This is a genomic window from Arthrobacter sp. 01L42, assembly GCF_056400005.1.
Genome location: NZ_JBFTSL010000023.1, coordinates 19,420 through 33,515 on the forward strand (window position 1 = coordinate 19,420; position 14,096 = coordinate 33,515).

Here is a 14,096-nt window from a genome sequence, read left to right on the forward strand (position 1 = left end):
CGCCTGTCTTCATCATCGCCGCGTTCCCGTGAGCAGTCCAGACCCGGTACGCCCCGCAGGGACGGCCTGTTCGCCCGCCGGGGACGGACGGGCCCGCTACGCCGGACGGCCGGTGGGATCCTCCGCCGTCGGATCCGCCAGTGCCAGTCCGCCCACGGGACTGTCGTCCCAGTGGATGAGTTCCCAGCCGTTGGCGGGATCGCCTTCCAGCGCCACGATTCCGGTGTTGTCCAGCACATGCCTGATGGCAAAGTCCGGTTCGATGTTGTCCGCCCGCAGGCCGGCCCACACCCGGATGGCTGCGCCGTGGCTGACCACGGCCACGGATCCTGAGCCCCCCGCCCCGTTTGTCCGTCCCGCTATTTTGGCGATCGCGGCGTCGTAGCGCTCAAAGAAGTCCCGGCCGCTGGGACCGGCAGGCATCCGGCGGTCCAGCTCGCCGTCCGCCCACGAAAAAATGGTGCCGATGTACTGCTTGTGCGATTCGTGGTCGGTGCGCTTTTCCAGCGACCCGGCCTCGATCTCGTGAAGGCCCTCCAGCACCTCGGTTTCCAGCCCGTGCACCCGGGCGAGCGGTGCCGCTGTGATCTGCGTCCGAACCAGGGTGGAGGCGTACAGGGCAAGGATCCGCTCGTTCGCCAATGCGCGGGACAACGTCTCGGCCTGACGCTCGCCGAGTTCGGTCAGCCCGGGCCCCGGGTGCGCCGTGTCCAGCTGGCCCAGCACATTGCCGGGCGTCTGGCCGTGCCGGATGAGCAGAAGCCTCATTTGAGGTGATCCACCAGCTGGTCCGCGATGCCCGTGTACTTGCCCGGGGTCAGCGCCAGCAGGCGGGCTTCGGCGTCGGCGGACAGGCCGAGGCTCTGAACGAATTCCTGCATCCGGGCGGCATCCACGCGCTGTCCGCGGGTCAGGTCCTTGAGCCGTTCGTACGGGTTTTCCATGCCGTCGACGCCGGCGATGGCCTCGGCGCGCATGACCATCTGGATGGCCTCGCCGAGGACTTCCCAGTTGGTGTCCAGGTCCGCGGCCAGCACGTCCTCGGCAACCTTGAGCCGGTCCAGGCCTTTGGCAACGTTGGAGATGGCGAGCAGCGAGTGGCCGAACGCCACACCGATGTTGCGCTGCGAGGAGGAGTCGGTGAGATCGCGCTGCCAGCGGGAGGTGACCAGGGTGGAGCCGAGGACGTCCAGGAGGCCGGAGGAGATCTCGAGGTTGGCCTCGGCGTTTTCGAAACGGATCGGGTTCACCTTGTGCGGCATGGTTGAGGAGCCCGTGGCGCCTGCCACCGGGATCTGCACGAAGTACCCGATCGAGATGTAGCTCCAGATGTCGGTGCAGACGTTGTGCAGGATGCGGTTGAAACGCGCGACGTCGGCATAGAGTTCGGCCTGCCAGTCATGGCTTTCGATCTGGGTGGTCAGCGGGTTCCAGGTCAGGCCGAGGCCTTCGACGAAGCCCTTGGCGACGTGCTCCCAGTCGGCGCCCGGGACGGACGCGACGTGGGCGGCGTAGGTGCCGGTGGCGCCGTTGATCTTGCCGAGGTATTCGGTGCGGGCGATCCGGTCCAGCTGCCGGTTGAGCCGGTGCGCGATGACTGCCAGTTCCTTGCCCAGCGTGGTGGGCGTGGCGGGCTGGCCGTGGGTGCGGGAGAGCATCGGCACGGCGCGGTTGTCCCCGGCCATGGCGCTGATCTGGCCGACGAGGGCGCGGGCCGCAGGCAGCCACACGTCCTCCACGGCCCCCTTGATGCCCAGGGCGTAGGAGAGGTTGTTGATGTCTTCCGAGGTGCAGCCGAAGTGCACCATGGCGGTCAGGTGATCGATTCCGATGCCGGGCAGGCGGCGGCCGATGTAGTACTCCACGGCCTTGACATCGTGGACCGTAACGGCCTCGATCTCTGCGAGTTCGGTGACGGAGGCGGCGTCGAACTCCGTGACGATCGCACGCAGTTGCTCCTGTTGTTCCGCCGTGAGCGGCCCGGCCCCGGGCAGGACGCTGTTGCCGGTCAGGTGGATCAGCCACTCGACCTCCACAGCCACGCGGTCGCGGTTCAGGGCAGCCTCGGAAAGGTAGTCGACCAGCGGCGCGACGGCGGACTGGTAGCGGCCATCCAGCGGGCCGAGCGCGATCTGGTGGTCGGACGCGGCGAGGGCCAGGCGTCCGGACGGCGTGCGGGTATCAGCTGTGGCGGCAGTTTCAGGCATATGGCGATTCTTTCACGAAGTGCCGCCGGGCCTTAAGCGCCCCCGTACTTGTGACATTGCCGGATGACATGGCCGGCTTGCAGTGCATGGCGGTCCGGGACGTTGTCCACATAGCCGGGCGGCTCTCTTCACGGGCACGGGCCAGCCCGCTAGCGTCGGTTCATGGGCAGCTGGATGAGACAGGTCACTGGGATGAGGCCGGGGTGAGGCCGGGATGAGGCCGGTCAACGGGATAGCACCGGGACCGGCGGGCAGTGTGGCGGTGCAGGACATGGCGGTGCAGGACATGGCGGTTCTTGGCGTGACGGCCGCCGACGCCCTTGAGTGCGCTTCGCGCAGTTATGAAGTCCAGCAGTTTGCTGCGCGCGTTGCGCGGTGCGCCGATGAGGCTGATGCGGTGCTCGCCGCCCTCGCCCGCCTCGAGCTGCAGTCGTGGCAGTCACCGGCCGGCCGCGCCTACCGTGCGGCCTTGTCCCTGCACGCGGCGGCGCTGCACCGAAGCCGGGATGCGCTGCTCGATGCTGTTGCCGTGGTGCTCCGGCATGCCCGGAACGTGGCGCAGCCCACGGACCGGATGGGACCCTGATGGCCGAGTCGACTCCGGCGGGCTCCGGCGGCGGCCCCGGGGTTTCCGCGCCGCCGCGCGACGGCAGCCTGCTCATCCGGGGCGGAATCGGCGGGGTGAGCTTCCAGTTTGAGGAGCTGCTGGCGGGTGCCGCGGCACTGGACGGGCTGGTGCGGCAGCTGCAAATGGTTGAGGCGGAGGCCGACACCGTCCGGCGGGCACTCTTTCCCTACCAGTCCGACTCCTACACCAGCGGCAGCAACGCCATCATCGCTGTGGGGGAGGCCGGCCGGGAGGTCGGACGCGTCCGGTCCCAGCTTCAGCGGATCGGCGACGACGTCCGCACCAGTCACCGCGAATACGAATACGCCGAAGCCCGGAATGCCCTGCTGCTGCGCATGGGACTGCACGGCTCCGAGTACGGCGCAGCACCGGAGCCCTTCGCCCTGCCCGGGGTGCGCGGCACTGTTGAAGGCTGGGTCGCCATGGCGCCGCGGAATCTCGCCGTGCTGCTTGGCCTGCCCTGGCCTTTGGCCGCCGTGGCCAGCGCCCTGGCCGGGCCCACTGACATCCGCCGCCTGGTGCGGGACGCCTCGGAAGCGCCGGGGCTCGTGTTCCTCAAGCCCCGCCCCGTCAGCATCGTGGGCCGGGAGACGTTTACGGCCGACGTCGACCTCTCACCGGCCGGGCTGCTGCGGCGGGCCGGGGCAGTGGGAGAGCAAGGCGGCCGGATCGAGATTATCGAGGTCGACGGCGGTTCCCGGCCAGCGTGGGTGGTGATCATCCCCGGAACCCAGCAGGGCGCCCTGCCGGAAGGAACCAACCCCTTTGACCCCGCCGGAATCGCCGAGGCCCTGGGCTATGACTCGGCGTCGACGGCCCAGGCCATCAGGGAGGCGCTGCGGCAGGCCGGGGCCGCGGCCGGGGATCAGGTCGTGGCCGTCGGCTACAGCCAGGGCGGGATCCACGCGATGAATCTCAGCAAGGACCGTGCTGTCCTGGCCGAGTACGACCTCAAGTTCGTGCTGACCGCGGGCTCGCCGGTGGGCGGGATCAGCCCCGCGCCGGGGATCCGCAGCCTGCACCTCGAACATGAGCAGGACTGGGTGCCGGGGGCGGACGGACTGGCGAACCCGGACACCAGGGACCGGGTGACCGTGACCCTCACCAACCCGCTGGCGGTGCCGCCGCCACAGGATTTCGGCCTGGGTCCCGGGCACCGGTTGGAGAATTACGCTGACGGGGCCGCGCTCGTCTCCGCGAGCCGGGACAACACCCTGCAGGACTCCACCGCGGCACTGGCCGCAGTGGTGGGGACCGGCGGGGCGGCGTCGGTGACCAGGTTCTCGCTCCGGCGCGAGGCCCGGCCGGAACCGCGGGCAACGCCCGCAACCACTTCGGGCACGCCGCGCGGCACGGGCGCTTCTAACGATCGAGGGCAGGAAGGAAGCTCGCCACGAGGGACACCAGACTGATGATGATGGCGGCGAACACGGCAGTCCAGAAGAACGAGTCGATCGTGAAGTGCACAGTGGTGTAGCTGCTGATCCAGGAGGTCAAGTAGAGCATCGCGGCGTTGATGACCACGGTGAACAGGCCCAGGGTGAGGATAGTGATCGGCAGCGAGAGGAGGCTGACAATGGGCTTGACGAAGGCATTGACCAGACCGAAGATCAAGCCGATGAACAGGTAGCCCAAGATGATGCTGATGGTGCCGTCACTCTGGGTGGAAATATCCAGCCCGGTGAGGATCCAGCAGGCGATTGCAAGGGCCAGCCCGTTGATGATGACTCGTACGATGATTGAGCGCATGGCCCCATGCTGTCATACGCCCGGCGGCGACGGCAGGGACCATATTCCCCATGTCAGCAACGGCTATCCCCTACGGACAGCAATCGGCTCCCGCAACTGCGGCAGCGACCCGAAGTAGGCTAGTTGGCATGACTTCATCAGAGAATCCGGCCGGGGGCATCAGGCCCCGTCCGGTGGTAGACCTCCTCCCCCGCTACGCGGCCGGAAAACCCCCCGTCCCCGTGGAAGGCCTGACCAGCTACAAGTTGTCCTCCAACGAGAACCCGTTGCCCCCGATCCCTGCAGTGCAGCAGGCCATCGCGGCGCAGACCGATTTCAACCGCTACCCCGATCCGCTCTGCAGCAGGCTGCGTGAAGCGCTCGCCCGCTTCCTGGATGTTCCCGCCGAGGACATCGTCACGGGCGCCGGCAGCCTGGGCGCCCTGAACCAGCTGCTGACCACCTTCGCCGGCCAGAACGACGACGGCAAGGCCGACGAGGTCATCTACGCCTGGCGCTCGTTCGAGGCCTACCCGATCTGCGTCGGACTGGCCGGCGCCGAGAGCGTCCGGATCCCGCTGACATCCGACGGGCGGCATGACCTGGACGCCATGGCCGCCGCAGTGACTGCGCGGACCCGGATGATCCTGCTGTGCACGCCCAACAACCCCACCGGACCCATCCTGACGGCCGAGGAAACGGAGCGCTTCATCCAGGCCGTTCCGGCCGACGTCGTGGTGGTCATCGACGAGGCCTACCAGGAATTCGTGCGCGCCGGCGACGCCGTGGACGGCATCGCCATGTACCGCAAGTACCCCAACGTCGTCGTCCTGCGGACCTTCTCAAAAGCGCACGGCCTCGCCGGACTCCGTGTGGGCTACAGCGTCTCCAGGCCCGAACTGACGCAGCACCTGCGCGTCAGTGCCACCCCCTTCGCCGTGTCCCAGATCGCGGAAACGGCGGCCGTGACGTCGCTCGAGCACTTCGCCGATGTTGTAGAAAGGGTACAAAGCCTGGTGGACGAACGGGACCGGGTCACGGCGGGACTGCGTGAGCTCGGGTGGTTCGTCCCGGAGGCCCAGGGCAACTTTGTCTGGCTCAATCTGGGCGAAAACAGCGCGGAATTTGCCGCCCTGGCGGCGGAACGGGCGCTGTCCGTACGGGCCTTCGGCAACGAGGGCGTCCGGGTCAGCATCGGCGAAACGGAAGCCAACACCCGTTTCCTGGAGCTCTGTGCGATCTATACAAAACCGCCGCGGCGTTCCTAGCGCTTAACACTGCGCGCTCAGGCCGCCCCGTGCGGATAAAGTAAGGACCAGTAAGCCAAAATATATGCCGGACCTGGAATGTATTCCTGGTCCGGCATATATCCCAGCGATTGCGGCGCATTCGGATGCGGCAAGCAAGGAGACGGTATGGGCGCCACACATCTGCCCTCTACCGAGTTCGACGGAACCGGGATGGATGACCAGCTCGAAGCGGAGGCCGAGGCCCAACTGGGTGCCCCGGCCGAGCCGATGGTGCAGTTGCTGGACCCGGACGGCACCCTGGGCTCGGACCCGGTTTTCTCAAAATACGCCGAGAAGCTGGACCCGGGCACCCTGCGCGGCTTCTACGCGGATATGGCCAAGATCCGCCGCTTCGACGTGGAGGCCACCGCCCTGCAGCGGCAGGGCCAGCTGGCCCTGTGGGTCCCGCTCACCGGACAGGAAGCCGCCCAGATCGGCTCCGGACGGGCCAGCCAGCCGCAGGACTACATCTTCCCCACCTACCGCGAGCACGGCGTGGCCCTGACGCGGAACGTGGACCTGGCCGAGCTGCTGCGCCAGTTCCGGGGCGTCTCCAACGGCGGCTGGAACCCGAAGGACACGAACTTCCACCTCTACACGCTGGTCCTGGCCGCCCAGACCCCGCACGCCGTCGGGTACGCCATGGGCATCCAGCGGGACCAGAAACTGGCGGCCGCCAACGCCGTCGCCAGCGGTGAGGCGGGACAGGCCGTGGAGCCGAACGCCGCCGTCATGGTGTATTTCGGCGACGGCGCCAGCTCCGAAGGGGACGTCCATGAATCCATGGTGTTCGCCGCTTCCTATCAGGCGCCCGTGGTCTTCTTCTGCCAGAACAACCACTGGGCCATCTCCGTGCCAAGCTCCGTGCAGACCCGCATCCCGCTCGCGAACCGCGCCAAAGGCTACGGCTTCCCCGGTATCAGGGTGGACGGCAATGACGTGATCGCCGTCCACGCCGTCACGGAATGGGCGCTGGAGCGGGCCCGCGAGGGCCATGGTCCCGTACTGATCGAGGCGTTCACCTACCGGGTCGGGGCGCACACCACGGCCGATGACCCCACCAAATACCGTGCATCCGCCGAAGAAAGCCTCTGGCGTGCCAAGGACCCGCTGGCCCGGCTGGAGAAGTATCTCCGGGCCCAGGGCCTCGCGGATGACAGCTTCTTCGAGCAGGTCAAGGCCGACGGCGACGAGCTCGCCGCCTATGTCCGCAAGACCACCCACGACCTCGAAACCCCGGACATCCGGACTGCCTTCGCCAACACCTATGTGGAGGCCCACCCGCTGGTGGCCGAGGAACTGGCCTGGTTCGAGGAATACAGCGCAGGGTTCGCCGATGAGGCGTCCGCCGATGAGGCACGCACAGCCGAGACAGACAGGGCGGCCCGCTGATGACCACCATGACCATTGCGAAAGCCATCAATGAGGGTCTGCGGGCCACGTTGAACAACAACCCCCGCTCGCTGCTGATGGGCGAGGACATCGGGGCCCTTGGCGGCGTCTACCGGGTCACCGACGGGCTGATCGCCGAATTCGGCGCCGACCGCGTGGTGGATACCCCGCTGGCCGAATCCGGCATTATCGGCACCGCGATCGGCCTGTCCCTGCGCGGCTACCAGCCGGTCTGCGAGATCCAGTTCGACGGTTTCGTGTTCCCGGGGTTCAACCAGATCACCACCCAGCTGGCCAAGATGCACTCGCGCAGCAACGGCAACCTGACCGTTCCCGTCGTCATCCGGATTCCGTACGGCGGCGGCATCGGCTCCATTGAACACCACTCCGAATCGCCGGAGGCACTGTTCGCCCACACGGCCGGGCTGCGCATCATCACCCCCTCCAATCCGCACGATGCCTACTGGATGATCCAGCAGGCCGTCGACTGCCAGGATCCCGTGATCGTCTTCGAGCCCAAGCGCCGCTACTGGCTCAAGGGCGAGGTCGACACCGAGACCCCGGGCGCGTCCGCTGACCCTTTCAAGGCGCATGTGCTCCGCGAGGGCACCGACGCGACCGTCGTCGTCTACGGCCCGCTGGTGCCCGTGGCCCTCGCAGCGGCCGAGGCCGCCGCCGAGGACGGCCACAGCGTCGAGGTGATCGACCTCCGTTCCATCTCGCCGATCGACTTCGACACCGTCACGGCCTCGGTCCGGAAAACCGGCCGGCTGATCGTGGCCCACGAGGCCCCCACATTCGGCGGCATCGGCGGCGAAATCGCCGCGCGGATCAGTGAGCGGGCGTTCCATTCACTGGAGGCCCCCGTCATCCGCGTCGGGGGATTCCACATGCCCTATCCCGTGGCCAAGGTCGAAGAAGACTACCTGCCGGACATCGACCGCATCCTTGAGGCGCTCGACCGCGCCCTGGCGTACTGACGAGGACCCATGACGCTCAACAAGTTCAACCTTCCCGACGTCGGCGAAGGGCTGACGGAGGCCGAAATCGTCGCCTGGAAGGTCAAGGTCGGCGATACCGTGGCCGTCAACGACGTCCTGTGCGAGATCGAGACGGCCAAATCCCTGGTGGAGCTGCCCTCACCGTTCGCCGGGACCGTCACGGAACTGCTGGTGCCCGAGGGAGTCACGGTGGATGTCGGCACGCCGATCATCAGCGTGAGCGACGCCGTCGACGCCCCGGCGCCGGCCGCTGCGGCACCCGCCCCGGCGCCTGTAGCCCAGGAGCAGGCTGCCGCCGCGCCCATGTACGGCACGCTTCCGGCTGATGACTCCGACGCCGGCGAACCAGCCGGGCGCCCGGCCGGCGGGCCGCTCGTGGGCTCCGGCCCCAAGGCCGACGCCGTCAAGCGCCGGCGGCGGATTTCCGCCCCTGCGGCAGCCGGCCACGACGCCCCGTCCGCCGCGGCAGCCACCGGCGCTGCCGCCCCGGTGGTGGAGCAGGTGGGGGTGGAGGCCCACGACATATGGATCAACCCGGACGCGGCCAGCCGCCCTGCCGACGCGGCCGCGGGCCCGGCCGGCTCCGTTGAGGCGCGCCCCACCTTCGGCGGTGCCATCAGCGGCCTGGTCGGCAAGGTGCTGGCCAAGCCGCCGGTCCGCAAGATCGCCCGGGACCTCGGGATCAACCTGGCCGATGTCGTGCCTACCGGCGCCCGCGGTGAAGTGACCCGCGAGGACCTGGTGAGCTACCAGGCCCAGCGGGACGCCGAGGTGGACAAGGCGGACTCGTTCTGGGGCGAGTCCGGCCGCCCGCAGGACCAGCGGATCGAGCGGATCCCGGTCAAGGGAGTCCGCAAAGCCACCGCGAAGGCCATGGTCGAATCCGCGTTTGCCGCGCCGCACGTCAGCATCTTTGTCGACGTCGATGCCAGCCGCACCATGGAATTCGTCAAACGCCTCAAGGCCTCCCGCGACTTCGAAGGCATCAAGGTCTCCCCGCTGCTGATCCTGGCCAAGGCGGTCATTTGGGCCGCGGCGCGAAACCCGAGTGTCAACGCAACGTGGGTGGACAACCCGGACGGCAGCGATTCCGCGGAGATCCACGTCAAGCACTTCATGAACCTGGGCATCGCGGCCGCCACGCCCCGCGGGCTGATGGTGCCGAACATCAAGAACGCCCAGGACCTCTCGCTCAAGCAACTGGCCCTGGCCCTGAACGAGCTCGCCACGACGGCGCGGGCCGGCAAGACCCAGCCTGCCCAGATGCGCGGCGGCACGCTCACCGTGACCAACATCGGCGCCCTCGGGATCGACACCGGAACGCCGATCATCAACCCCGGCGAGGTCGCCATCGTGGCGTTCGGCACCATCAAGCAAAAGCCTTGGGTCCTGGACGGCGAAGTCATTCCGCGCTGGATCACCACCCTCGGCGGCTCCTTCGACCACCGCGTGGTGGACGGCGACCTTTCGGCCCGCTTCATGGCCGACGTCGCCGCCATCCTGGAAGAGCCGGCCCTGCTGCTGGACTAGCCGGCGAAACCGGCCACGAAACCGGCCGCGAAACCGCAGAACCCCGCCGCTGAACCTTTCAGCGGCGGGGTTTCTCAGTGTTGGGGTTTCTCAGCGTTGCGGTTTCTCAGTGTTGGGGTTTCTCAGCGTTGCGGTTTCTCAGTGACGGCCAGCCTGGCCCGGGCCGCTCAGTTTCCCGAGTATGCGGTCAGGATCTGGACCAGCGCGGGATCGCCGCTCATGCCGGCGAGGGCGGCCGAGGCGGCAAACATCAGGCCCGCGAGCCCCGCGCAGCACGCGCTGATTCCCGTCAGGAACTTCCAGTCCTCCCGGAACACGCTGCGCAAGGTGTCGGGCATGCGCAGTCCCGGGGCAATCAGGTTGGGTGCGCTGTCCGTCGATCCGTCGTCCAGGAACGCGACAACGCGACCGGCACCGCGGTCCACGCGCATGGCGCTGATGTGGTTGCCGTGCCGGGCCAGCAGGATGTCGTGGCCAACCAGCTGGCGGCGCTGAAGAGTGATCATGGGGCTCCCTTGGTAGGTGGGTTCTCGGACGTCCGCACCATCGCAGGGCACCTCCCATTTTACTGAGCCGGTCCGCGCCGGGCGGCCCGCTGGGCGGTGAGGCTGCCCACGACAGAGGGTGATCCTCATCAAGTCCGGACACGCCACGACCGGACACAGCCAAGTCCGCGCCCTCCTGTCCCGCGGCTACGCCCGGCACTAGAGTGGCACCAGCCGCCGACAGCCCGGGCGGAAGCGGATCAAAGGAGATGTTGCGTGTTTTCAAGCCCGTACCCCGACGTCGATGTTCCCAACCTCGGCATTTACGATTACCTCTTCGGCGCTCTGGCAGAGGAGGACCTGGACCGGGTCGCCGTCGTCGATGGCGCCAGCGGTGCGGAGACCACCTACCGGGCGCTGCGCGGGCAGATCGACGCCCTCGCCGGTGCCGTCGCCGCCCAGGGCCTGGGCGTGCACGGCGTGGCCGCCATCCTGTGTCCCAACGTCCCCGCCTTTGCGACCGTCTTCCACGGCCTGCTCCGGGCAGGCGCAACGGTCACCACCATCAACGCCCTGTACACGGCCGACGAGATCGCCACCCAGCTCACCGACGCCGGCGCGGACTGGCTCTTCACCGTATCGGCGCTGCTGCCGGCCGCCCGGGAGGCCGCCGAAAGGACCGGGATCCCTGCCTCACGGCTCGTGGTGCTCGACGGCGCCGACGGCCACCCCTCGCTGGCCGACTTGCTCGCCACGGGCGCACCGGCACCCCGCGTCTCGTTCGATCCCGCCACGCATGTGGCCGTGCTGCCCTACTCCTCCGGCACCACCGGCCGGCCGAAGGGGGTCATGCTCAGCCACCGCAACCTGGTCGCCAACGTGGAACAGGCCAGGGGTCTGCTCGACGTCGGCCCCGAAGACCGGGTCCTGGCGCTGCTCCCGTTTTTCCACATCTACGGGCTGACCGTGCTGCTGAACCTCGCGCTGCGCCAGCGGGCCAGGCTTGTGACCATGCCCCGGTTCGACCTGCCCGAGTTCCTGCGGATCATCCAGGACCACCGGTGCAGCTACCTGTTCATCGCGCCTCCCGTGGCCGTGGCGCTGTCCAAGCACCCGCTCGTTGCCGAGTACGACCTCGGCTCGGTGCACACCACCCTTTCCGGTGCGGCGCCGCTGGACGGCGAACTTGGCAAGCGCCTGGCCGAACGCCTCGGCTGCCAGGTCCTGCAGGGCTACGGCATGACCGAGATGAGCCCGGTATCGCACCTCATTCCGCGCCAAAGTCGCGATGGGCTCAGGGCCCCCGTCAGTTCCGTGGGGTACACGGTGCCGAACATGCAGTGCCGCCTCGTGGACCCGGCCACGGGGGAGGAGATCCCGGTTCCCGCGGAAGGGACCAGCGCGCCGGGGCACCTGTTGTGCCGCGGGCCGAATGTGATGCTCGGCTACCTCAACCGGCCGCAGGAAACCGCGGACACCCTGGACGCGGACGGCTTCCTGCGCACCGGGGACATCGCCACGGTGCGGGCGGACGGGGTGGTGACGGTCGTGGACCGGCTCAAGGAACTGATCAAGTACAACGGCTACCAGATCGCCCCGGCGGAACTGGAGGCGCTGCTCCTCACCCACCCCGGCATCGCCGACTCCGCGGTGGTCGGCTCCCTCGACGCCGACGGCCAGGAAGTGCCCAAGGCGTTCGTGGTCCGCCAGCCGGGCGCGGACGGCGATGCCTTGGACCTGGCGGGCGTCATGGACTTCGTGGCGGCCCGGGTGGCGCCGTTCAAGAAAATCCGACAGGTTGAGTTCATCGACGCCGTGCCGAAATCCGCCTCAGGAAAGATCCTGCGGCGGATGCTTGGGTCTGCAGGCTCAGACACCGGCCAAGCCGCCGTGCCAGCAATGGCACCGAAGCAGCGGTAGCGCCTCAGTCGGCGTCGGTTTTGGCGATGTAGACGTCACAGGGGGCGTTGTGGGCCACGCTGTTCGCAACGCTCCCCAAGACCCGGCCGATTCCGCTCATGCGCCGGTTGCCGACCACGATCATCAAGGCACTGGTCCGTTCGGCTTCCCGGATCAGGGCCTCGGCCGGCTTGCCCCGCGCGGCGGCGTAGGTGACGGTGATGTCCGGGCGGCGCAGGCCTTCCGCGACCGAGCGCGCAACCGTTTCCGCGTTGCCGGCGTCGGAAACGATCCACTGGTCACTGCCGCTGCCGAAGACCTGTGTCTTGTCGCTGTCAAAGGCGCTGACCACATGAAGTGTCGCCCCCACGGAAACTGCGAGGTCGCGCGCGGTGTGCGCCGCCCGCAGTGCAGTTTCACTGCCGTCGACGCCGACAACGATTATTCCGGTCATGGACCGCTCCTCTTTCAACGAGTAATGCTGTTTAGTGTGCCTGGCCGATCAACTGGCCCCAGCGCGCCCCAGTCGAGGCCCCGCATGGATCCTGCCGGTGTTCACGCTACAGGGCGGCCAGGGCTTCCCGCAGGACCGGCGCGAGCCGCCGCACACCCTCGCGGATCGATTCGGGCGGCACCGCGCTGAACGCCAGCCGGATCTTGTTCGACGGGTCGTCCGAGTTTGTAAAGGCCGCTCCCGGAATGAAGACGACGCCGGCGTCGATGGCCTTCCTCAGCAGCGGGTAAGTATCCACGCCGTCGGGCAGCGTGACCCACACGAAGAAGCCGCCCTCGGGGCGCGTCCAGGTCAGTCCCTCCGGCATGTAGTCGGCCAAAGCGGCCAGCATTGCCTCGCAACGTTCCTGGTACAGCCCCCGATACGTCTCGATCTGGCCGCGCCAGTCGTAGTCGCGCAGATAGGCCGACACCAGCATCTGGTTCAGCGTCGGCGGGCACAGGGTGACGGCCTCCGACGCCAGGTAGTACCTGCGCTGCAGGTGGGCCGGGACCAGGGCCCAGCCGATCCGCAGGCCCGGGGCGAAGATCTTGGAAAAGGACCCCATGTAGATGACGTCATCCGGGTTGGCCGCCCGCAGGGGGATGAGCGGCTTGCCGTCGAAGCGGAGCAGGCCGTAGGGGTTGTCCTCCAGCACCAGAATATTCGCGCGACGGCATATATCCACCACGGATTGCCGGCGTTCCGCGGACAGGGTGATGCCGGACGGGTTGTTGAAGCTGGGAATGGTGTAGAGGAACTTGACGTTCTTGCCCGCGGTCTGGAGGGCGGCGATCTTTGCCTCCAGCAGATCAGGGATGATGCCGTCACCGTCCATCGGCACCGTTTCGACCTCCACCTGGTAGGCCTCGAAGGTGTTGAGGGCCCCGACATAGGTGGGGTCCTCGACGAGGACCACGTCGCCCGGATTGCAGAAAACCTTGGTGGCCACATCCTGCGCGGACTGCGAGCCGGCCGTGATGACGATGTTCGCGGGGTCGGCGTCCAGGATCCCCTCTGCCGCCATGACCTCGCAGATCTGGATGCGGAGCTCTTCAGTGCCTTGGCCGCCGCCGTACTGCAGGGCGGTCATCCCCTGCTCGGCGATGATCTTCGCGGCGGTCTGACCCAGGCGTTCCAGCGGCAGGGACTGCAGGTAGGGGCTGCCCCCGGCGAGGGAGACGAGGCCGGGGCGCATCGAGATGTCGAAAACATCCCGGACCGCCGACTGTTTGATATTTGCTGCGCGCTCCGAGAACAGGATCTCGTGGCGGTGGGCGGACGTAGCCGCACGTTCGATTGCGTCAATGGCCTCGGCCGGAAGTACTGCTGCGGCGGCATCAAGTGTTTCGTGGGTCACAAACCCAAGGATACTACCCGTGTTGTCTTGGGGGAAACGATTGTTTCCAAATGATGCCCGGGCCGAAAGCGACCGGGCTGCTCC

13 protein-coding genes are annotated in these 14,096 nt (G+C 67.9%); 7 read left to right on the top strand and 6 right to left on the bottom strand.

The window, feature by feature from the left end:
• Positions 1–96: 96 nt before the first annotated feature.
• Positions 97–768 (bottom strand): histidine phosphatase family protein, encoded by a 672-nt coding sequence (locus tag AC1DN2_RS18080; protein WP_476851430.1) that lies wholly within the window; start codon positions 766–768, stop codon positions 97–99.
• Positions 765–2,207: an adenylosuccinate lyase gene (purB, locus tag AC1DN2_RS18085; protein ID WP_476851431.1), complete on the bottom strand. Its 1,443-nt coding sequence runs from the start codon at positions 2,205–2,207 to the stop codon at positions 765–767. Before purB ends, AC1DN2_RS18080 begins: the two co-directional genes overlap by 4 nt.
• Before the next feature lie 214 nt (positions 2,208–2,421).
• Between purB and AC1DN2_RS18090 the strand changes: the two genes are divergently transcribed.
• Together AC1DN2_RS18090 and AC1DN2_RS18095 are read left to right on the top strand one after the other, a co-directional pair.
• Positions 2,422–2,793, top strand: coding sequence for a hypothetical protein (locus AC1DN2_RS18090; protein WP_476851432.1), 372 nt, complete (start codon positions 2,422–2,424; stop codon positions 2,791–2,793).
• On the top strand, positions 2,793–4,247 hold the full coding sequence (locus tag AC1DN2_RS18095; RefSeq protein WP_476851433.1) for a hypothetical protein: 1,455 nt from the start codon (positions 2,793–2,795) through the stop codon (positions 4,245–4,247). The genes AC1DN2_RS18090 and AC1DN2_RS18095 overlap by 1 nt, the downstream gene beginning before the upstream one ends.
• Here AC1DN2_RS18095 and AC1DN2_RS18100 read toward each other — a convergent pair.
• Positions 4,198–4,584, bottom strand: coding sequence for a phage holin family protein (locus AC1DN2_RS18100; protein ID WP_028277592.1), 387 nt, complete (start codon positions 4,582–4,584; stop codon positions 4,198–4,200). The genes AC1DN2_RS18095 and AC1DN2_RS18100 overlap by 50 nt on opposite strands.
• A 128-nt stretch (positions 4,585–4,712) precedes the next feature.
• On the opposite strand from AC1DN2_RS18100, the gene AC1DN2_RS18105 reads away from it, so the two are divergent.
• The 4 genes from AC1DN2_RS18105 (at position 4,713) to AC1DN2_RS18120 (ending at position 9,775) form a co-directional block, all read left to right on the top strand.
• On the top strand, positions 4,713–5,831 hold the full coding sequence (locus AC1DN2_RS18105; protein WP_476851434.1) for a histidinol-phosphate transaminase: 1,119 nt from the start codon (positions 4,713–4,715) through the stop codon (positions 5,829–5,831).
• Between the two features lie 147 nt (positions 5,832–5,978).
• Positions 5,979–7,244: a pyruvate dehydrogenase (acetyl-transferring) E1 component subunit alpha gene (gene pdhA, locus AC1DN2_RS18110; RefSeq protein ID WP_476851435.1), complete on the top strand. Its 1,266-nt coding sequence runs from the start codon at positions 5,979–5,981 to the stop codon at positions 7,242–7,244.
• Positions 7,244–8,224 (top strand): alpha-ketoacid dehydrogenase subunit beta, encoded by a 981-nt coding sequence (locus tag AC1DN2_RS18115; RefSeq protein WP_090582226.1) that lies wholly within the window; start codon positions 7,244–7,246, stop codon positions 8,222–8,224. Before pdhA ends, AC1DN2_RS18115 begins: the two co-directional genes overlap by 1 nt.
• A gap of 9 nt (positions 8,225–8,233) precedes the next feature.
• On the top strand, positions 8,234–9,775 hold the full coding sequence (locus AC1DN2_RS18120; RefSeq protein WP_476851436.1) for a dihydrolipoamide acetyltransferase family protein: 1,542 nt from the start codon (positions 8,234–8,236) through the stop codon (positions 9,773–9,775).
• 167 nt (positions 9,776–9,942) lie between these two features.
• Here the strand turns inward: AC1DN2_RS18120 and AC1DN2_RS18125 are convergent, their stop codons facing one another.
• A complete protein-coding gene (locus tag AC1DN2_RS18125; RefSeq protein WP_476851437.1) occupies positions 9,943–10,281 on the bottom strand; it encodes a hypothetical protein in 339 nt (112 codons plus the stop codon).
• Positions 10,282–10,536: 255 nt separating this feature from the next.
• Here AC1DN2_RS18125 and AC1DN2_RS18130 point away from each other — a divergent pair, with 255 nt between their 5' ends.
• Entirely contained in the window at positions 10,537–12,180 is a 1,644-nt protein-coding gene (locus AC1DN2_RS18130) for an AMP-binding protein (protein WP_476851438.1), read from the top strand.
• A 4-nt stretch (positions 12,181–12,184) separates the two neighbouring features.
• Here the strand turns inward: AC1DN2_RS18130 and AC1DN2_RS18135 are convergent, their stop codons facing one another.
• A complete protein-coding gene (locus AC1DN2_RS18135) occupies positions 12,185–12,613 on the bottom strand; it encodes a universal stress protein (protein WP_223914942.1) in 429 nt (142 codons plus the stop codon).
• A 106-nt stretch (positions 12,614–12,719) separates the two neighbouring features.
• Positions 12,720–14,012, bottom strand: a complete 1,293-nt coding sequence (locus AC1DN2_RS18140; protein WP_476851439.1) for an aminotransferase-like domain-containing protein — start codon at positions 14,010–14,012, stop codon at positions 12,720–12,722.
• Positions 14,013–14,096 lie beyond the last annotated feature (84 nt).